This window comes from Psychroflexus sp. ALD_RP9 (assembly GCF_017311165.1).
In the GTDB taxonomy this organism is placed as follows: Bacteria; Bacteroidota; Bacteroidia; order Flavobacteriales; family Flavobacteriaceae; genus Psychroflexus.
On record NZ_CP062973.1, the window covers coordinates 1,160,584 to 1,179,963 of the forward strand.

At 33.0% G+C, this 19,380-nt stretch carries 19 protein-coding genes; 13 read left to right on the forward strand and 6 right to left on the reverse strand.

The window, feature by feature from the left end; all coding sequences use genetic code 11:
• The first annotated feature begins 11 nt into the window (after positions 1-11).
• The 3 genes from IMZ30_RS05525 to IMZ30_RS05535 all read left to right on the forward strand — a co-directional run bounded on the left by IMZ30_RS05525 (position 12) and on the right by IMZ30_RS05535 (position 3,734).
• Entirely contained in the window at positions 12-1,319 is a 1,308-nt protein-coding gene (locus tag IMZ30_RS05525) for a UDP-glucose dehydrogenase family protein (RefSeq protein WP_207039553.1), read from the forward strand.
• Between the two features lie 82 nt (positions 1,320-1,401).
• Complete coding sequence (locus IMZ30_RS05530; protein ID WP_207039554.1) at positions 1,402-2,388, forward strand: UDP-glucuronic acid decarboxylase family protein; 987 nt, start codon at positions 1,402-1,404, stop codon at positions 2,386-2,388.
• Positions 2,388-3,734 carry an exopolysaccharide biosynthesis polyprenyl glycosylphosphotransferase gene (locus IMZ30_RS05535; RefSeq protein WP_207039555.1) on the forward strand — a complete coding sequence of 449 codons (1,347 nt, stop codon included), beginning with the start codon at positions 2,388-2,390 and terminating at the stop codon, positions 3,732-3,734. Before IMZ30_RS05530 ends, IMZ30_RS05535 begins: the two co-directional genes overlap by 1 nt.
• Positions 3,735-3,864: 130 nt before the next feature.
• On the opposite strand, the gene IMZ30_RS05540 is transcribed toward IMZ30_RS05535, so the two are convergent.
• From IMZ30_RS05540 to IMZ30_RS05550, 3 genes are read right to left on the reverse strand one after another with little or no spacing between them, the layout of a single operon-like run.
• A complete protein-coding gene (locus IMZ30_RS05540; protein ID WP_207039556.1) occupies positions 3,865-5,073 on the reverse strand; it encodes a glycosyltransferase family 4 protein in 1,209 nt (402 codons plus the stop codon).
• Positions 5,063-6,160 carry a non-hydrolyzing UDP-N-acetylglucosamine 2-epimerase gene (gene wecB / locus IMZ30_RS05545; protein WP_207039557.1) on the reverse strand — a complete coding sequence of 366 codons (1,098 nt, stop codon included), beginning with the start codon at positions 6,158-6,160 and terminating at the stop codon, positions 5,063-5,065. The genes IMZ30_RS05540 and wecB overlap by 11 nt, the downstream gene beginning before the upstream one ends.
• Positions 6,153-7,472 (reverse strand): phenylacetate--CoA ligase family protein, encoded by a 1,320-nt coding sequence (locus tag IMZ30_RS05550; RefSeq protein WP_207039558.1) that lies wholly within the window; start codon positions 7,470-7,472, stop codon positions 6,153-6,155. Before IMZ30_RS05550 ends, wecB begins: the two co-directional genes overlap by 8 nt.
• Positions 7,473-7,548: 76 nt before the next feature.
• On the opposite strand from IMZ30_RS05550, the gene purD reads away from it, so the two are divergent.
• Positions 7,549-8,829, forward strand: coding sequence for a phosphoribosylamine--glycine ligase (purD, locus tag IMZ30_RS05555; protein WP_207039559.1), 1,281 nt, complete (start codon positions 7,549-7,551; stop codon positions 8,827-8,829).
• On the opposite strand, the gene IMZ30_RS05560 is transcribed toward purD, so the two are convergent.
• Complete coding sequence (locus tag IMZ30_RS05560; RefSeq protein WP_073192545.1) at positions 8,821-9,069, reverse strand: DUF6341 family protein; 249 nt, start codon at positions 9,067-9,069, stop codon at positions 8,821-8,823. The two genes, purD and IMZ30_RS05560, sit on opposite strands and share 9 nt — an antisense overlap.
• A 44-nt stretch (positions 9,070-9,113) precedes the next feature.
• On the opposite strand from IMZ30_RS05560, the gene IMZ30_RS05565 reads away from it, so the two are divergent.
• Positions 9,114-10,031 (forward strand): hypothetical protein, encoded by a 918-nt coding sequence (locus IMZ30_RS05565; protein WP_207039560.1) that lies wholly within the window; start codon positions 9,114-9,116, stop codon positions 10,029-10,031.
• Here IMZ30_RS05565 and IMZ30_RS05570 read toward each other — a convergent pair.
• Entirely contained in the window at positions 10,018-10,707 is a 690-nt protein-coding gene (locus tag IMZ30_RS05570) for a head GIN domain-containing protein (protein WP_207039561.1), read from the reverse strand. The genes IMZ30_RS05565 and IMZ30_RS05570 overlap by 14 nt on opposite strands.
• A gap of 93 nt (positions 10,708-10,800) precedes the next feature.
• Between IMZ30_RS05570 and IMZ30_RS05575 the strand changes: the two genes are divergently transcribed.
• Complete coding sequence (locus IMZ30_RS05575) at positions 10,801-11,565, forward strand: UDP-2,3-diacylglucosamine diphosphatase (RefSeq protein ID WP_207039562.1); 765 nt, start codon at positions 10,801-10,803, stop codon at positions 11,563-11,565.
• A 36-nt stretch (positions 11,566-11,601) separates the two neighbouring features.
• Here IMZ30_RS05575 and IMZ30_RS05580 read toward each other — a convergent pair whose 3' ends face one another.
• Positions 11,602-11,802, reverse strand: a complete 201-nt coding sequence (locus IMZ30_RS05580; protein WP_207039563.1) for a twin-arginine translocase TatA/TatE family subunit — start codon at positions 11,800-11,802, stop codon at positions 11,602-11,604.
• A 118-nt stretch (positions 11,803-11,920) separates the two neighbouring features.
• On the opposite strand from IMZ30_RS05580, the gene IMZ30_RS05585 reads away from it, so the two are divergent.
• From IMZ30_RS05585 to rfbD, 7 genes are read left to right on the forward strand one after another with little or no spacing between them, the layout of a single operon-like run.
• A complete protein-coding gene (locus tag IMZ30_RS05585; protein ID WP_207039564.1) occupies positions 11,921-12,796 on the forward strand; it encodes a M23 family metallopeptidase in 876 nt (291 codons plus the stop codon).
• A 3-nt stretch (positions 12,797-12,799) separates the two neighbouring features.
• Complete coding sequence (locus IMZ30_RS05590; protein ID WP_207039565.1) at positions 12,800-14,293, forward strand: GH3 auxin-responsive promoter family protein; 1,494 nt, start codon at positions 12,800-12,802, stop codon at positions 14,291-14,293.
• 28 nt (positions 14,294-14,321) lie between these two features.
• Positions 14,322-16,019, forward strand: a complete 1,698-nt coding sequence (locus IMZ30_RS05595) for a DUF6909 family protein (protein WP_207039566.1) — start codon at positions 14,322-14,324, stop codon at positions 16,017-16,019.
• Positions 16,003-16,977: a hypothetical protein gene (locus IMZ30_RS05600; protein WP_207039567.1), complete on the forward strand. Its 975-nt coding sequence runs from the start codon at positions 16,003-16,005 to the stop codon at positions 16,975-16,977. Before IMZ30_RS05595 ends, IMZ30_RS05600 begins: the two co-directional genes overlap by 17 nt.
• Positions 16,970-17,983 (forward strand): dTDP-glucose 4,6-dehydratase, encoded by a 1,014-nt coding sequence (rfbB, locus tag IMZ30_RS05605; RefSeq protein ID WP_207039568.1) that lies wholly within the window; start codon positions 16,970-16,972, stop codon positions 17,981-17,983. The genes IMZ30_RS05600 and rfbB overlap by 8 nt, the downstream gene beginning before the upstream one ends.
• Positions 17,980-18,534 carry a dTDP-4-dehydrorhamnose 3,5-epimerase gene (gene rfbC, locus IMZ30_RS05610; protein WP_207039569.1) on the forward strand — a complete coding sequence of 185 codons (555 nt, stop codon included), beginning with the start codon at positions 17,980-17,982 and terminating at the stop codon, positions 18,532-18,534. Before rfbB ends, rfbC begins: the two co-directional genes overlap by 4 nt.
• On the forward strand, positions 18,531-19,379 hold the full coding sequence (gene rfbD / locus IMZ30_RS05615; protein WP_207039570.1) for a dTDP-4-dehydrorhamnose reductase: 849 nt from the start codon (positions 18,531-18,533) through the stop codon (positions 19,377-19,379). The genes rfbC and rfbD overlap by 4 nt, the downstream gene beginning before the upstream one ends.
• Position 19,380: the final 1 nt, after the last annotated feature.

Consider the following 19,380-nt stretch of genomic DNA (forward strand, 5'->3'; position numbering starts at 1 on the left):
ATTATAACTCTATGAATATTACAGTAGTAGGAACAGGCTACGTAGGCCTTGTTACAGGAACATGCCTCGCCGAAAACGGTAACAACGTTATTTGTGTCGATATAGACGAAAACAAAGTGAATCGAATGAAAAATGGAGAAGTTCCTATATATGAACCTCATCTTGACGTTTTATTTGAGCGCAATATAGAAGCCGGTCGACTAAATTTCACTACAAACTTAATTCAAGGTCTTGACCATGCTGAAGTTATTTTCCTAGCCTTACCAACCCCAGAAGATGAAGACGGCTCAGCCGACTTAAAATATGTCCTTGGCGTTGCTCAAGAAATTGGCCAACATATTACCGATTATAAAGTAATTGTCGATAAAAGTACCGTTCCTGTTGGGACTGCCGAAAAGGTTGAAGCTACTATTGCCGCAAATACTTCAACTGAGTTTGATGTGGTTTCAAATCCTGAATTTTTACGTGAAGGTTTTGCTGTAGATGATTTCCTTAAACCAGAACGTATTGTCGTAGGCACAAGTAGTCAACGCGCCGAAGAAATCATGCATCGCTTATACAAACCATTTGTACGCTCAGGAAACCCAATTATTTTCATGGACGAAAAATCTGCTGAGCTTACAAAATATGCTGCTAATTCATTTCTCGCAACAAAAATTACCTTCATGAATGAAATTGCCAACTACTGTCAAATTGTTGGCGCCGATGTAGATAAAGTGCGCATCGGTATGGGAACCGACTCCAGAATTGGTAAACGCTTTTTATTTCCAGGTATTGGTTATGGCGGTTCATGTTTTCCTAAAGATGTTAAAGCACTTCATAAATCAGGTCAAGACGTTAACCATCAATTTAAAATTCTCGATGCTGTGGTTGAAGTTAACGAAGCCCAAAAAACTATACTTTTTCCTCAAATCAACAACCATTTTGGTGGAAACTTAAAAGGCAAAACCATTAGTATTTGGGGGTTAGCCTTTAAGCCAGAAACCGATGATATTCGTGAAGCACCATCACTTTATATGATAGAAAAATTACTTGAAGCTGGAGCAAAAATAAAAGCCTTTGACCCAGAAGCGATGGAAAATGTAAAGCAAAAACTTGGTGATAAAATTCAATTTGCAGATAATATGTACGAGGCAACCCAAAATACTGATGCATTGCTTATATGTACAGAATGGAGTATCTTTAGAACACCAAACTTCATTAAATTGAAAGCGGAAATGAACGATACCGTTATTTTTGACGGAAGAAACCTATATGATATTGATGAAATGACTGAAGCAGGTTTTAAATACATATCTATTGGCAGAACAGCTGTATAGATTAAAATATCTATGCTGGGTGATCAGTTTCAGTTGAAGTTTCTCTGATAATATTCATCCTTAGCATAAAATTAAATTTTACATGAAAAGCATACTTATTACCGGCGCAGCAGGATTTTTAGGATCTCATCTTTGCGATAAATTTATAAAAGAAGGTTACCGTGTTATCGGGATGGATAACCTTATTACAGGCGATTTAAAAAATATCGAGCATTTATTTAAACTAGAACAATTTGAGTTTTACAATCACGATGTTTCAAAATTTGTTCATGTGGCTGGTCAGTTAGATTACATTTTGCATTTTGCCTCACCAGCAAGCCCGATAGATTATCTTAAAATTCCTATTCAAACCTTAAAAGTTGGCTCTTTAGGAACACATAATCTGCTAGGTTTAGCTAAAGAAAAAAATGCTAGAATCTTAATTGCATCAACATCTGAAGTTTATGGCGACCCTTTAGTTCATCCACAAACCGAAGATTATTATGGTAATGTAAATACTATAGGTCCACGAGGCGTTTATGACGAAGCTAAGCGTTTTCAAGAATCTATAACGATGGCCTATCATCGCTTTCACGGTTTAGAAACACGAATTGTTCGTATTTTTAACACCTATGGTCCACGTATGCGCTTAAATGATGGTCGCGTAATTCCAGCCTTTATTGGTCAAGCCTTAAGAGGTGAAGATTTAACTGTTTTTGGCGACGGCTCACAAACCCGTTCATTTTGCTATGTCGATGATCAAGTTGATGGTATTTATAAGTTACTATTAAGTGATTATGCAGAGCCTGTTAATATTGGTAATCCTCACGAAATATCAATTTTAGACTTTGCAGAAGAAATTATAAAGCTCACAGGAACAAAACAAAAAATTGTTTTTAAACCACTCCCAAAAGACGACCCAATGCAACGGCAACCCAATATAGAGCGCGCCAAATCGGTTTTAGGCTGGGAGCCAAAAGTCAATCGTGAAGAAGGTATGAGAACAACTTATAATTACTTCAAATCCTTAACGCCCGAAGAGTTGCAAAGAAGTGAACACAAAGATTTTTCAGCACACAACAAAAAGTAATGAAACAACGAATAGGCAGATATTCTGGTTATCTTAGGCCAATTTCATATGCGATAGATTTTTTTATCATCGCATTTTTTGCTTATTTCTTACAGCTCAATTTAGCTGATTACGGTCTATTTTTTGCTTATCTTTTTATATGTTGGCTGATTGTTTCCCTTAAAACCAAATTTTACGAGGTCTACAGATTTACAAGGGTAACACGAATACTTAGCTTAATAGCCATTCAAACTATTGTTTTTGCTTTAGTTGTTTTTGCTTTTTACGGCTTTACAGACGCCATAAAAGTACCTAATAATTACTTAATATGGTTTGTTGTTGCAGTGATGTCAAGTATTGGTATCGCTAAGCTATCGGTTTATTATTTATTAAAACGCTATCGAAAAGTATTAGGTGGCAACTTTAGAAATACAATAATTATAGGAAACTCAAAACGTTCGCTTCAACTGTATAGTTTTTTCGAAAACAACCCTGATTATGGCTATAAATGCCAAAAAGTATTTCAAATTAAAGAACCAATTATCCGTGAAATTTTTAGTTATGTGATCGATCATGATATAGATGAAATTTATGCATCAGTCGGCCAACTAAGTGATGAACAAGTCAATTTACTTATTGATTTTGCCGATAACAATCTGAAGGTGCTTAAGTTTATTCCTGATAATAAAGATGTTTATTCTAAACAAATTCAGTATGATTACTATGGTGTTTTACCAATTATATCATTGCGTAAAATTCCACTAGACGATAATGTTAACAGAATCATTAAAAGGACTTTCGATTTTGTTTTTGCTACTGTAGTTTTAGTTGGTTTATTGTCATGGTTAACACCTTTACTAGCGATTATTATCAAAATAGAATCTAAAGGTCCAGTATTTTTTAAGCAAAAACGTAACGGCCGAAATAACAAAGAATTTTATTGTTTTAAATACAGGTCGATGAAGCCCAATCCTGAGGCCGATATTCACCAAGTTAGAAAAAACGATAGACGTATAACAGCTATTGGTCGATTTATGCGTAAAACTAGTATAGACGAGCTACCACAATTTTATAATGTATTATTAGGCGATATGAGCGTTGTAGGACCTCGACCACACATGGTTAGCCATACCAACATGTATGCTGAAAGTATCGACAAGTTTATGGTAAGGCATTTTGTAAAACCTGGTATAACAGGCTTAGCACAAGTAAATGGTTATAGAGGTGAAGTAGAAACAGAGCAAGATATTATTAATCGTGTTAAATACGATATCTTCTATCTTGAAAACTGGTCGGTTTTAATGGATTCAAAAGTGATTATTCAAACACTTATTAATGCCATTAAAGGTGATAAAAAAGCTTACTAATACCAAATATTTTATGAAATTAGATAAAAAGAAATCGAATTATAATTGTCTAAATCAAGGCAAAAAAATTAAGCATAGCTTACGCACGTTTCTTTTTTTAAAGGAAGAGAAAGAGGCAATTAGAAACTATTTATTTGTCTTGTTTTATGGTAGATTCGGTATAATTTAAACAGCTTTGCTCAAACGCTTTAAACTGCGTTTCTAAATTAAATGCTTGTTTTGAAATAGCTAAAACTTCAGCTTTTGTTGGCAGATTAATTTCTTGTTGTACGATTTGTTTTATATTACGCTCAAGCTGCTTATAATCAATTTCACGTTGTGCTATACCCAAACCTAATTGCTCAACAACGTCAGCACCTTCGCCATCAGAAAAGAAAAGAATAGGTAAACCTAGCTTACTATATTCAAATATTTTAGATGGAACCGATCCATAAATTCGATTTTTAAGTGGAATTATAGTTACATTATATGGCATCAGGGTTTTATGTAGCTCGTTTCTCGATAAACTTCCATGATAAAAAATACGCTTATGATTTTTAACAATGGCTTTAACTTCATCAGCTTTTGGGCCATCACCATAAATGTGAAAGCTTGAATTTTCAGGAAAATTTACTTGCTTACAAATTTCTTCAATACCTTGAGCGATGCCTAATAGACCAGCATAGACAAACTTAATTTCATCTTGAGCTACTTCAACAGATGATTTAGGTAAATTAAACTGAGGAAAGTTTCGATATAAAAATAATGGCTTAGTTGAGGTTTTAATGGTTTTTTTAACGTGGGTTAAAATTTCTTCAGATTGACCAATAATTCGGTCTGAATGCTTGTAAATAAAGCCTTCAATATATTCTAAAATGCGATAGTATAGACCTTTTGATAAAATGCCCATTTCAAGCCCAGCAAGTGGCCACAGATCCGACACATTTAGAATAAGAGTTTTACCTCTTAATCTACCTGCAAGAACAGCAAAAAAACCAACAAATAAGGGCGAACATTGAATGATTTGTTTTTGTGGTGTTTTGGTTATTAATAAATAAAAAAACAAGCTAATGGCGTAGCTAAGGATAGAAAATAGACGTATAAATTTATTGTTAGACTTGCTGGCAAAAATAAACAGACGCGTGACAGGAATTTGCTTATATATTTCGTTTACCTTGAATTTGTTGCGATAAGCTCCAAATACCTTTCCATAAGGGTAATTAGGTAAAGGCGATAGTACCTTAACTTTATACTTATGATGTTTTAATTGTTCTGAAAGCGCAAAAATACGGTTAGAAGCAGCACCTGTTTCTGGAGGAAAATAACTTGTAATTATTAAAATATCGTCTTTAGACTTCATATAACTTCAGCAATTCATCTACAATTCTTTCTGAAGTTTTTCCATCCCATAAAAATGGCGCTTGAGCTTGTTTCCATTGTCCAGCATTTAAACGGTCAAAGGCTTTGTCTATTTTAGAAATGTCTGAACCTACTAATTCATTAGAGCCAATCTCGCAAGTTTCAGGTCTTTCAGTAGAATCTCTAAAGGTCATGCACGGTACATTCATCATAGTTGTTTCTTCAGTAATACCGCCTGAATCAGTGAGTACAGCAAAAGCGTTTTTAATTAAATAAATAAAATTTAAATAACCTTGTGGCTCTACATAATGAAGCTGATTATAGTTAAGATTAAGATTTTGAAGTAGTTTTTTTGTTCTTGGGTGAACTGGGAAAATAATTGGTTTTCCTTCAGATTTTTCGACGATGGTTGAAATTAAGTCGGTTAATTGTTGTTCTTCGTCAACATTAGATGGGCGATGAAGTGTCATGACATAATAGGACTTACTTTCTAAGCCTAATTTATCCCAAAAATCAGGTTTTTTAAGTCGATCCATATTTTTAAATAAGGTATCAATCATGACATTACCTACTAAAAATAGCTGTTCTTCAGTTTTTCCAGAATTTAGCAAATTTTCATTGGCTAATTTGGTTGTGGTAAAGAAGTAATCTGTAATGCTGTCGGTAACCATGCGGTTAATCTCTTCCGGCATTTTTAAATCACCCGAGCGTATGCCCGCTTCAACATGGGCAACATCAACATGTAATTTTTTAGCTACAATTGCGCAAGCCATGGTTGAGGTTACATCACCTACAACAAGAACTAAATCAGCAGGATTTGATAACAATTCTGTTTCAAATTTTGTCATTATTTGAGCCGTTTGTTCTGCTTGAGAACCGCTTTTAACTTCTAAATTTACATCTGGATGCGGAATATTAAGCTCTTCAAAAAAGGTGTCGCTCAAGTTTTTATCGTAATGTTGTCCTGTATGCACTAATCTATAATCAATAGCTTTACCCTTAGATTTGGCGTTGTTAATGGCTGCAATGATGGGTGCAATTTTCATAAAGTTAGGTCTTGCACCTGCAATAATTGTAATTTTAAGCATGTTGGTTAAGTTTAGATATAAATTGTTTTAGCTTTCCGCTTTTAGAGCGCTCTAAGGTCGTGAATTTTTTAAAACTAACCTTTAAATTAGGTTCTAAATAAGTTTCAATAGCTTTGGTAATTTTATTTTTTTGACGATCAGTTAATTCATTTTCAGAAACATATTCAATTTTAAATTCGGCTTCAGTTTCTTGAATAACTTTAATTTCTTTTACATCGCCAGAGTCTTCGATAACCGATTTGGTAACATAATAAAAACTTAGGGCTGGAATGCGTTTTCCGCTAGGTAAAATAGCAAACTGATTTGTGCGTCCTGTCAACTTTTTCAAAATTTGATGTTCAGCTGTACTCTTTTTACTAATAACACCAACATCACCAATTTTATAGCGGATAAAAGGATGCGCTTTATTATATAAGCTTGTTACTACCAGATGGCCTTCTTCTCCATTGGGCAGCACATTATGGTGATCATCTACAACTTCAACTAACAGGGTTTTGTTGTTAATTTGCCATTCACCTTCAGTATTTTCAAAAGCAATTACATCGAGTTCGCTTGCCCCATATTCATTTATGATTGTAACACCTAAAACTTCTTCTAATAGCCTTCGGTCAGAATCAAATAGCATTTCACTCGTTGTGATGCAAGCTTTTAAGCTAGGGCAAGCCGTTTTTAAATTAATATGCTTTGCTTTTAAATATTTGGCAAACATAACAATAGAGCTTGTGTAACCATTAATTAGCTCAAATGGTTTTCGCTTAAATTCCTTTAAAAAACCTTCAAGCTTATCATCAGATAAATCAAATATATCAAAGCGAAATCGATGTGCAAAGACATCTTTAAGGCGTTCTTTTTTGTTACTTATAAAATCTTTTGGAATACCATAAAATCTGGCTTCATAAGATTGACTCATGTCAATGTCATGCTGTTGATACAAACTAATAATATGTGCCCATGTTAAGGCGTGTGCTGGTTTATCTTTTGCAAATGTAAAAGGGTGTCCGCTTGAACCTGAGGTTTTATTAACATAAACCGATTTAGCCGAAAAATCTTTACTTAATCGTTGCTCAAGACTAACTTGTAAGTCTTGCTTTGTCATGATAGGAATATCTTCCCAACAAGAAATGGGTTGATTATTAAGTAAATGACGGTAGTGAGAATTATGAAATTTATGGTAATTAAAAATATTCCATTTTGAAGTTTCTGTATAGTCTTGAGCATTATTTTTTAAAGCCCTTATAATTTGCTCAAGCTTTGTTTTGGCCGCTGAAATAGGAAATCCCTGCCAACTTAAAACGCGTTCAAACCGATTCACGTATTTTCTTAAAATTGATTAGGGTAGCAATTTACAAACAATTATTTTTGATGCCATAACCTTAAGTCGTTTAATCATGAATATCTTAGTTTTAGGAAGTGGTGGTCGTGAGCATACCATAGCGCATCAATTACACTTAAGTCCGCAAGCCGATCAAATCTTTATTGCACCTGGAAATGCAGGGACAAAGCAAATTGCCACTAATGTGGAAGTAGATTTGAGTAATTTTGATGCTATTGCCGATATTATTAAACGCAACAATATAAAGATGCTTATTGTTGGTCCCGAAGCGCCATTAGTTGATGGTATTACTGATTATTTTAATGCCAAACCAAACTTTAAAGATTTAATGATTATTGGCCCTTCAAAAAAAGGTGCTGAACTTGAAGGTAGTAAAAAGCGCGCTAAAGAATTCATGAAATCTCATAATATTCCTACAGCAACCTACCAAAGCTTTACATCAGAAACATTAACACAAGGATTTAACTTTTTAGAATCTTTACAACCACCTTATGTCTTAAAAGCCGACGGATTAGCTGGCGGTAAAGGTGTTTTAATTCTTGATAATCTTAAAGAAGCTAAGCAAGAACTTTCAAACATGCTTACCAACCAAAAATTTGGTTCAGCTTCTCAAAAGGTAGTTATTGAAGAATTTCTTGACGGTATTGAACTTAGTGTTTTTGTACTTACCGATGGTAAAGATTATGCCATTTTACCTAATGCGAAAGACTACAAGCGAATAGGTGAAGGTGACACAGGTTTAAACACCGGTGGAATGGGAGCTGTTTCTCCAGTTCCGTTTGCTGATGAACTATTCATGAAAAAAGTGGAAGATAAAATTATAAAGCCAACCATTAATGGCTTAGCAAAAGAGGAAATTGATTATAAAGGCTTTGTGTTTATAGGTTTGATGAAAGTTGAAGATGAACCTTATGTAATTGAATATAATGTTAGAATGGGCGACCCAGAAACTGAAGTTGTGTTACCACGTATAAAAACAGATTTAGTTGATGCATTAACTAAAACTGCCACTTCACAAATCAATTCACTTCAATTAGATATTGATGAGAAAAGTGCTACAACTGTGATGTTAGTTTCAGGAGGTTATCCTGAAGCCTACAATAAAGGCGAAGAAATTTTAGGATTAGAAACAATCAACAATCAAGATATTTTTATTTGCCATGCCGGCACAACAGAAAAAAACGGCAAAACATTAACCAATGGAGGTCGAGTAATTGCCGTTACTGCTTTTGATTTAAATTTTAAAAATGCGTTGAAAAAAGCTTACAACAGCATTGATAAAATTTCATTTAAAAATAAATACTATCGAACTGATATAGGAAAAGACTTAGCTTAAATCTGCATCTTTACCTAAAAATGAATGTGCCTTAGGATCGCGATTTTCTTCATTATTATCGTTGAAGGTTTTAAGTTGCTTCATCCAATAAACAAAGGCTACAAATACAATTAGCATGAACAACCAATTTAATCCGTTAGCAGCCCACCAAGATGAGTCTTGTAATGTGCGTAATGCATCTAGAGGTAGAAATAAAACATCTTCGAATAATGATTGTATAGCTAACATTAAATCTTTCATGACTAAATAAATTAAATTACACTGCAAAAGTAATAAATTGAAGCATGCTAACAAGATTTTTTTCACAATCAAAACCTATTCAACTTGTTTTTCTTTTAGCTTACTTAGGTTTAAGTTATGTGATGTATGCTGTTTTTCACCTTTCTGAACTTACTTTCTTAAAAAGTTTTTTAGGTGGAATTGCTATTTTAAGTTGTGCGTTTTTAATTGATTTTATTGTAAAGAAAAATAAGTTTCAAGAACAGCATTCATACAGTCTATTAATGTTTTGTGTGCTAAGCAGCATAAATCAAGTAATTTTCAAATCGCCTATTGAAATATTAGGATTACTATTTATCCTTTTGGCTTTAAGGCGTTTATTAAGTTTAAAGTCTCAAATTGATATTTCTAAAAAACTTTTTGATGCTGGTTTTTGGACTTTTTGGGCTGTATTGTGCAATTCAAGCCATAGTTTACTATTACTTTTAATTTTGTTTGCGGCTGTCTTTTATGCAGGACATCATTTTAAATTTTTTCTACTTGGTTTTTTAGGTTTTGTATGTGGCCTAATTCTTCATTTAGCAACTGTTTTAGTTTTTGAAGATACTGCCCCAAATTACTTGAGCCTTTTACCACATTTCGATTTTAAAATTGATTTTAGGTATGCCCTACCGCAACTTCTAAACTTATATGTGCTTATTATTCTAGGTATTGTTCTCGTTATCTTTATGTCGCCTATTTATAGACCTTTAAAACTTAATCAACAACGTAATTTGAGTTTACTGCTTATTTTACTTGTTCTCTATACTATCTATAGCTTGTTTAGTGCTAATTTTAAGCCGATTAATTTTATGTTTATAAGTTTAGGCTTAGCTTTTTTAACAGGAAATATTCTTCAAATTAAAGGTTTAAAACTTATTTATAAAGAGTTGCTTTTATGGATAATGATAGGTTTGGGTATTTTTCAGTTTAGTCTAGTTTAGACATTCGTTTAATTTCACCACCTAATTTTGTTTTTTGGTCAATTTTTGAAGGATTACCATATATATAAATTGTTCCACCAGCTGTAACAGCAGCTCGAATACTTTTGGTAGCGTTTGCACGAATACTACCACCGTAACTTACTTTTACATCAGCATTATTGCTAATTAAATGCTTAGTGTTTGCCATGGCGCCTGTTTTAACTGTGCAATAATAGTGCTTGGCTTCACCTCTTAATTGAACAGTGGCACCTGTTACACTTTTAATCCTTAAGTCTTTAACATCTAATTCTGCGCTGAGAAAGCTGCCTTCAGAAACATCAATCTCTAGATGTTTTTGGGTTAGTTTCTCGGTTACTTCAACCTCAGCAGCATTATTTAATGTTAATGCAATAAATGAATTAACATACAATTTTACTTTGGTGTCGCTTTCAGAAAAAAGTTCATCTAAAGGTAAACTCAGCTTTAATTCACCTTGCTTTACATTCCATTTTAAATCTTCACTACCGTAACCTTCAACTACAACTTTAGTTTCTTTGGCACCAGGAATTATTTCTGCATTAATTTTATTGGTAATTTTAATGCGATTAAAATCTTGATCAATTTCGTAGGTTTTGGTTTGAGCAATGCTTGTTAATGAAAAGAAAATGAATATAGCTGAAGTTATTTTTAAAATCATAATTTTATTTTTTTGTAAATGTAAATTGTTTTTTGCATTGAAATATTCAATTTGCTGTTAAAAAGCTTTAGTATATTTGGCATTTTAAGATTTATGAAAATACCATCAGGTCAACAGGTTTATTTTGCTTCAGATCAGCATTTAGGAGCGCCGACGCCAGCTGAAAGCTTGAAGCGCGAAAAAATTTTTGTTGAATTTTTAGATGAAATTAAAACTGATGCTGCGGCCATTTTTCTTCTTGGAGATCTTTTTGATTTTTGGTTTGAGTATAAACAAGTTGTGCCTAAAGGTTTTGTGAGAGTTTTAGGGAAATTATCTGAAATTGCAGATAGTGGTATTCCTATTTATTTTTTTGTTGGTAATCACGACTTATGGATGGACTCTTATTTTGAAGATGAATTAGGGATTCATACGTTTCATCAACCTCAATTTTTTGAACTAAATAACACTAAATTTTTAATTGGTCATGGCGATGGTCTCGGCCCAGGTGATAAGGGTTATAAACGCATGAAAAAAGTGTTTACCAATTCTTTTTCTAAATTCCTATTTCGTTGGCTACATCCCGATTTAGGTGTGAGGTTAGCCAAGCATTTGTCGGTTAAAAATAAATTAATTTCAGGTGATGAAGATGCTAAGTTTTTAGGTGAAGAAAACGAATGGTTAGCGCAATATGCTAAACGTAAACTCGAATTTGAGCATTATGATTACTTTGTGTTTGGCCACCGGCATTTACCGATGGAGATTGAACTTAACGAAAAGTCTACTTATTTAAATTTAGGTGATTGGATTTCGCATTTTACTTATGCCAAGTTTGATGGTCAGCAATTGCATTTAAAATATTGGCAAAAAAAAACCTGAGTTAAAAACTCAGGCTGATATTAAAAATAAAAGGTGTTATTTTAACGATTTTTCGTCGTTACCGTTAGCTTTACTTTCACCATCTTCTTCTTTAGAAGCGTCCTTAAATTCTTTAATTCCACTACCTAAACCACGCATTAATTCTGGTATTTTACGGCCTCCAAACAACAATAAAATAACAACTGCTATTAAGACGATTTGAGGCCAACCTATCATTCCGTAAATTACTTGTAACATATAATTAGCTTAAAATTGCATTGCAAAATTAGCAATAAAAAAACAAAACAAAGGTTTAGTATATAAAAACAATCAGAAATTAACTTTATTATATCTTTGTAAGACTTACAAATATTACATGACTAAGCGTAAAAAAAAAGACAAAAAAAAATTTTCTGAAAAGCTGCTTCACAAGTATCGACTTGTTATTTTAAATGAAGACACCTTTGAAGAGCGCGTTGCTTTTAAATTATCACGCTTAAATGTCATCAGTTTAAGCGTTATTTTTAGTATTTTATTAATTGTGGGCACAAGTGTTTTAATAGTTTTTACACCCCTAAAAGAATACATTCCAGGCTATTCATCTTCAGCTTTAAAGCAAAAGGCTACAAGACTAAGCTTAAAAGTAGATTCGCTTGAAAACCAAGTTGCCATTAACAATAATTATTATCAATCTATTAGAGCCATTTTATCTGGTGAAATTCCTGTAGAAGAATTTAATGAAGATAGCACTTATAAAACTCAAATTTCGAATATTAAATCTGAAGAATTACAACCAACATTAGCTGAAAACAAATTACGTGAAAGAGTTGAAAGTAACGATAAGTTTAATTTATTAGAACAAGCCGTTCAAAAAACCGATTTATCGCTATTTCCACCTGTAACAGGTCGTATAACCGAAGCTTACAATGCCGAAATTAAACATTATGCCGTTGATATTGTAACCGTTAAAGATAAACCAGTTAAAACCGTTGCTGATGGAACTGTTATTTTTTCAGAATGGACTGCTTCAACAGGTTACGTGATTATTATAGAGCATAGTTTTGGATTAATTTCAGTTTATAAGCACAATGCTGAATTGCTTAAAGCTCAAGGCGATTTAGTAAAAAGTGGCGAAGTAATCGCCATTACTGGTAACACAGGTGAGCTTTCAACTGGGCCACATCTTCATTTTGAACTTTGGGTAGATGGTTACCCTGTAAATCCTCAAGATTATATAACATTTGAAGAATAATCTATGTCTATAAAATCAATTGCAGCAAAGTTATTTGCGAAACATATCACCAAGAAAATAGTAAATTGGTCTTCTAAACCTGTTGAAACACAACAGCGCGTTTTTGAAACTTTAATCGCTTCAGCTAGCGAAACTCAATTTGGAAAAGACCATCATTTTGAAACTATTTCTACTCCGGAAGCCTTCAGAAAAAATGTTCCAATTCGTGATTACGAAGCTTTAAAACCTTACATAGATCAAGTGGTTGAAGGTGTACCAAATATTTTATGGCCAGGAAAACCACTATATTTTGCCAAAACTTCAGGTACAACAAGTGGTGCTAAATACATTCCATTAACTAAAGCATCTATGCCAACACATATCAATGCGGCGCGGAATGCCATTTTATGTTATATTGCAGAAACGGGTCGCTCAAAATTTGTAGATGGCAAAATGATTTTTTTGCAAGGGAATCCTAAACTCGAAGAAAAAAATGGTATAAAACTGGGACGTTTATCTGGAATTGTAGCCCATTTTGTTCCCAACTACCTCCAAAAAAATAGATTACCAAGCTGGGAAACCAATTGCATAGATGATTGGGAAACTAAACTCAATGCCGTTGTAAATGAAACTATTTCAGAAGATATGACGGTTTTTAGCGGTATTCCATCTTGGGTACAGACCTACTTTGAGAAACTTGTAGAAAATTCAGGAAAACCTATAGGGAAACTTTATAAAAATCTGGAACTTTTTATTTATGGCGGAGTTAATTACGAGCCTTATCGATCAAAATTTGAACAGTTAATTGGGCGTAAAATAGCCAGTATTGAATTGTATCCGGCTTCTGAAGGTTTTTTTGCATTTCAAGACTCACAAACAGAAAAAGGCATGCTACTTCAATTAGATTCAGGAATATTTTATGAATTTATCAAAGCAGAAGAGTTTTATGATGAAAATCCTCAAGTTTATACAATAGCTACAGTTGAAGTTAACGTTAATTACGTCATGATTATTTCAACCAATGCAGGATTATGGCGCTACAACTTAGGCGATACAGTCATGTTTGTTAATAAAAATCCATACCGACTAGTAGTTTCAGGTCGTATTAAACACTTTACATCAGCCTTTGGAGAACATGTCATCGCAAAAGAGGTAGAGGAATCACTTCAAATCGCCTCGGAGCAATTTCCGATTGAAATTTCAGAATTTACAGTTGCCCCGCAAATTAATCCGAAAGAAGGTTTACCTTACCACGAGTGGTTTATTGAATTTAACAACAAACCTAAAGACTTGAGTCAATTAGCTAAAGCAATAGACCAAGCTTTACAACAGCAAAACTCGTATTATAAAGATTTACGAGAAGGACAGATGCTACAATGCCTAAAAATAACAAGTTTACCTAAACATAGTTTTGCCAAACATATGGAAAGTATAGGTAAATTAGGAGGTCAAAACAAAGTTCCACGCCTATCTAACGACCGTAAAATTGCCGAAAGCTTAGAACAATTTAAGCGATAATGTTTACTTTTACACCATAAATTAAATCATGACACAATTAAAACATACGGGTAGAAATAGAGCTCAAGAAAGCACAAATGCCATAGAACGCATGTATATCACAATGCGTCATTTATTTATTCGTGGATTTTATAAGCCTATGGGTGTTTCAGGCGAAACCCTTCGAGAGGCTTTATTAACATTACGACCAGAAATTTATGGTACGATAGCTGAAGACAAAATTGAGTTAAATGGTCTACACTATGTGATAGAACGTTTGCCAGAAGGTATTGAGGAGTGTCGCTTCATTAATTTAACTAGTGATGAAGGTTATAATAATTCACATTTTACGCCCATAATTCCTCCTAAACGTCGGCGTAATTGCTATCGGATTGATGAAGAACAGATGAATATTGAAATTACACGAGGTCGCTCTGAAATTTATGATATTCTTACACATTTAACTTTCCTCTTTATCGAGTCTCATAAAATAATGAAAGCCATCGTTATTGATAAAGACGAAAATTTATCACGCGATTGGTTAAAACTTGAATTGGCTGTAAAAAAATCAAGCAAATTAAGCCAAAAAGAAAAAGAAATAGCCATAACACATTTGGCAAATATCATTGGCCGAACTTTTGAAGAAGTTCTCTCCGTGTATTCAAAATTTGCCACAAAAAATAATGAAAATAAATTTTTACATCTCATTTACAATTTAGGTCAATTAGCTTTAGAAGAATTTCTACACCATAAAAAGCGAACAATAACCTTTAGTCCAGTAGTTAGAGAACGTCTAGGGCATCATATTCATGGTGAAATTTGGGCTAATAATATTAAACAGCAACTTTTAGAAAAAGAACTATTTGATAGACCTTTACATATAATTAGTGCTAATATGCATAGTGTTATGAATACACTTTATGCACCAATTGCTTTACAAAAATTATGTAAAAACAAAACCCGATTTCAAGTATATGAAGCTTTAAGTGATGCTAAAAATTCAGCATTAAGAGAAAAAGTAACAAAAGAAGCTTTGTCTCGTGGAATGTTTCAAATTAAAGACACAAGTGGAACAAATATCGATGTTCAAATATTTGATACAGCCCAGTTGAAGCATCCAGAACAAGATTTCAAGTTAGAAGATCCAAAAAATGCACCGGTTATTATTGTGATGGATTACGCTTTTGGAGAACAAGCTTATGAAACCATGGATGAACTCTTAAAACCGTTTAAGCCTAATGGTTCTGAGCCAAAACATATGAATGTTGAGTCCATTTCTATTATGGGTAAAGCAGGAATCTTAGAAGGCGGAAAAGGCGATTTAATGATTCCAACAGCTCATTTATTTGAAGGTACAGCAGACAATTATCCGTTTAAAAATGAGTTATCATTAAACGATTTTCAGGATAGTAGTTTAAAAGCTTTTGAAGGCGCAATGGTTACAGTACTTGGTACATCACTTCAAAATAGAGACTTGTTGAGCTTTTTTCACGATTCAACTTGGCGCGTAATTGGTTTAGAAATGGAAGGTGCACATTATCAAAAAGCGATTCAAGCTGCAGCCCGATTGCGCGATAATATTACACCAGAGGTAAAATTACGTTATGCCTATTACGCAAGTGATAATCCTTTAGAGACAGGAAGTACTTTAGCCTCAGGCGGTTTGGGTACTACCGGTGTTAAACCTACTTACTTAATAACAGAAAAAATTCTTTACCAAATATTCAGAGATGCAAGAGAAAACTAACAACGACGAAATAGATTTATTTGAGTTTTTTAATCTTATAAAAAAAGGATTCAATAAGCTCGGTTTATTGATTTTGAGCTTATTTTTATTTATAAAGCGTAATGCAATTTTGTTTATAGCTTTAATTATAGTTGGTGGTGGCTTAGGCTATTATTTAGACAAAGAAAACAGTGCCAATTTAAAATCCACCATAACACTTCAGGCTATTTATAATTCTAAAGATTTTCTCTATGAAAGTATCGAGGAGTTAAATTGGGATATTTTAAACAGACCTGAAGTTGCTAGTAAAAAATTAAATCTAGATATGGATTTAATTAAAAATATTAGTTTCGAGTTAAAGCCAATTACTAATATTAAGTCAATCACCGAAGAAGAAAGTGTCTACCTAGAATATTTAAGTGAACAAGACGCCATCAATAAAGAAGAAATTAATAAAGCAATTGTTTCTAATACAACACTTCATAAATTGATAATTTATCATAATGAAGGCATTAACATTAATGAGATTTACAATCAAATTGAGAGTAAATATTTGACGAATATTAAATTAGAAAAAATCCATCAAATTGCGATAAGCAACAAAAAGAATACTATTGAAGCCTACGAGACAAACATTCGTCAAATTGATACAATTTTAACGAACTACAGCAAAAAGCTTTTAAATAATAGTCAAGCTACGTCGTTTTATAATTCTGAAAACAACTTAAATGTTGCTGCATTGCTAGATGAAAAAAGGAATCTCTTGGGCGGAATTAATAATTTAAAACTTGATATAGAGAGAGAAGAAGGTTACATTAAACCACTTAACGATGCGAAAACAAGTCAAATAGATAAAAGCCTAACAGACCATAAAAAAATACTCTTACCGCTTCTGTTGATTGTCTTATTTTTTGGTGTTAAGTTGTTAATTTTTATAAATAAAAAAGCTAACCAATTACAAGCTAACTCTGATGACTAATATTTTAATCACTGGTGGTGCTGGTTTTATTGCCAGTAACTTTATCAATCTTTTTGTACCAGAACAAAAATTTCATTTTGTAAATTTAGACAAGCTAACCTATGCTGGAGATTTAAATAATATAGAGATCGCAGATTACAATAATTACAGTTTTGTAAAAGGTGATATTTGTGATGAAAAATTAGTCAAAGAATTATTCGATAAATATCAATTTCAGTATGTATTTCATTTTGCTGCTGAATCACATGTAGATAATTCAATTACAAATCCAGCCGCTTTTATCGATACTAATATTCGTGGTACCTTCAACCTGGTACATGAAGCTTATAAACTTTGGATGTCTGGCCCAAATCAACTCAAACCAGAATTTAATTCAGCTCGTTTTCTTCATGTTTCAACCGATGAGGTTTATGGAACTTTAGGTGAAACAGGCTTGTTTACAGAAAAAACTGCTTACGCCCCAAACTCTCCTTATAGCGCTTCAAAAGCCTCTTCAGATTTTATTGTGAGAAGTTATTTTCATACCTATAACTTACCTGTAGTAACCACGAATTGTTCAAACAATTATGGGCCACATCAACATGATGAAAAACTAATTCCAACTATTATTAGAAAAGCCATTAACGGTGCTGAAATTCCTATTTATGGCGACGGCAAAAACATTAGAGATTGGCTATATGTTAAAGATCATTGTAAAGGAATAATGCTTGCTATTAAAAATGGAAAGCTTGGCGAAACCTATAATATTGGCGGACGTAACGAGCGCGATAACCTTTATATTGCAAAGAAAATTTGCGATATCCTTGATGAGGTTAATCCAAAAAAAGACCAAACCTCTTACAATACTCAAATTACTTTCGTAAAAGATCGTCCAGGTCATGATTTTAGATATGCAATAGATGCCACAAAAATAGAAAATGAATTAGGCTGGCTAGCAGATGAAAACTTTGAATCTGGTATTAAAAAAACTATTGACTGGTATTTACAAAAGTACACACAAGAATGACCATTGAAGCTACACCGCTAAATAATTGCTATATTATAAAACCAAATGTTTTTAAAGATCATCGCGGTAGTTTTATAGAAACGTATAAAGCTGGCAATCTTGAGCAAGTACTTGGTTATCAGGTTAAATTTGTTCAGGACAACCAGTCAATCTCAAAATATGGTGCTATACGTGGTTTTCACCTCCAAGTTGGCGATTTTGCCCAAGCTAAATTAGTACGTGTGGTTAAAGGTGAAGTTTTAGATGTTATTATCGATTTACGACCTGAATCTTCAACTTTTAAGCAGAGTTTTTGCTACAAGTTGAATGATGATAATAACCATCAATTATTTATCCCACGAGGTTTCGCTCACGGATTTTCAACCCTTTCAGAAGAAGCGATTTTTGCCTATAAATGTGATAACTTTTACAATAAAGCATCAGAACGCGGAATTGCTTTTAATGATGAAACCTTAAATATAGATTGGGGCATAGCCAATGATCATCAAGTTGTGTCTGAAAAAGACTTAAATAATCCTAGTCTGAAGCAGTATTTAAGCTATTTAGTATGAGTGTTTTAGTAACAGGAGCTAACGGTCAATTAGGCTTGTGTTTGCAAGCTATTTCTGCTAACTTTAAATCAATTGTTAAATTTAAAAGCTCGTCTGAATTAGATTTAACTAATAAAGAATTACTCTCTGATTTTTTTAACACAGAGCAGCCTAAATTCTGTATTAATTGCGCTGCATACACAAATGTTGAAGCCGCTGAAGATGAGACCAAAAAAGCTAATGAGATTAACTACTTAGCAGTTAAAAATTTAGCACAACTCTGTAAACAATATAATTGTGTATTAATTCACATCTCTACCGATTATGTGTTTAATGGTCAAAAACAAACAGCTTACATAGAAAATGATACCACACAGCCTATCAATGTTTATGGCTCTTCTAAACTTAAAGGTGAAAAAGCCATACAAGCTAGCGGTTGCCATCATTTTATTATCAGAACTTCTTGGCTCTACTCACAATACCGAAGCAATTTTTTAAATTTTGTAAAATCTAAAATTGAAGCCAAAACTGAAGAAATTACCATCACTACAGAGCAATTAGGTACACCAACTAATGCTAATGACTTAGCAGAATTTATTTGCTATTTAGTAAATTCAGAATCAATAAAATATGGTTTGTACCATTTTAGTAATGAAGGCGAATTAACTTGGTATGATTTCAGCTTGAAAATCAAACAACTTTACAATTCAGATATAAAGATAACACCTATAGAAAGTTTTAAAACCAAAGCTAAACGTCCTCCATATTCTGTTTTAAGTAAAGAAAAGTTAAAGAAAAACTTTAGTGATTTTCACTTAAAAAAATGGGATGAAAGTTTAGCCGACCTCATCAAAAAGATCGGCTAAA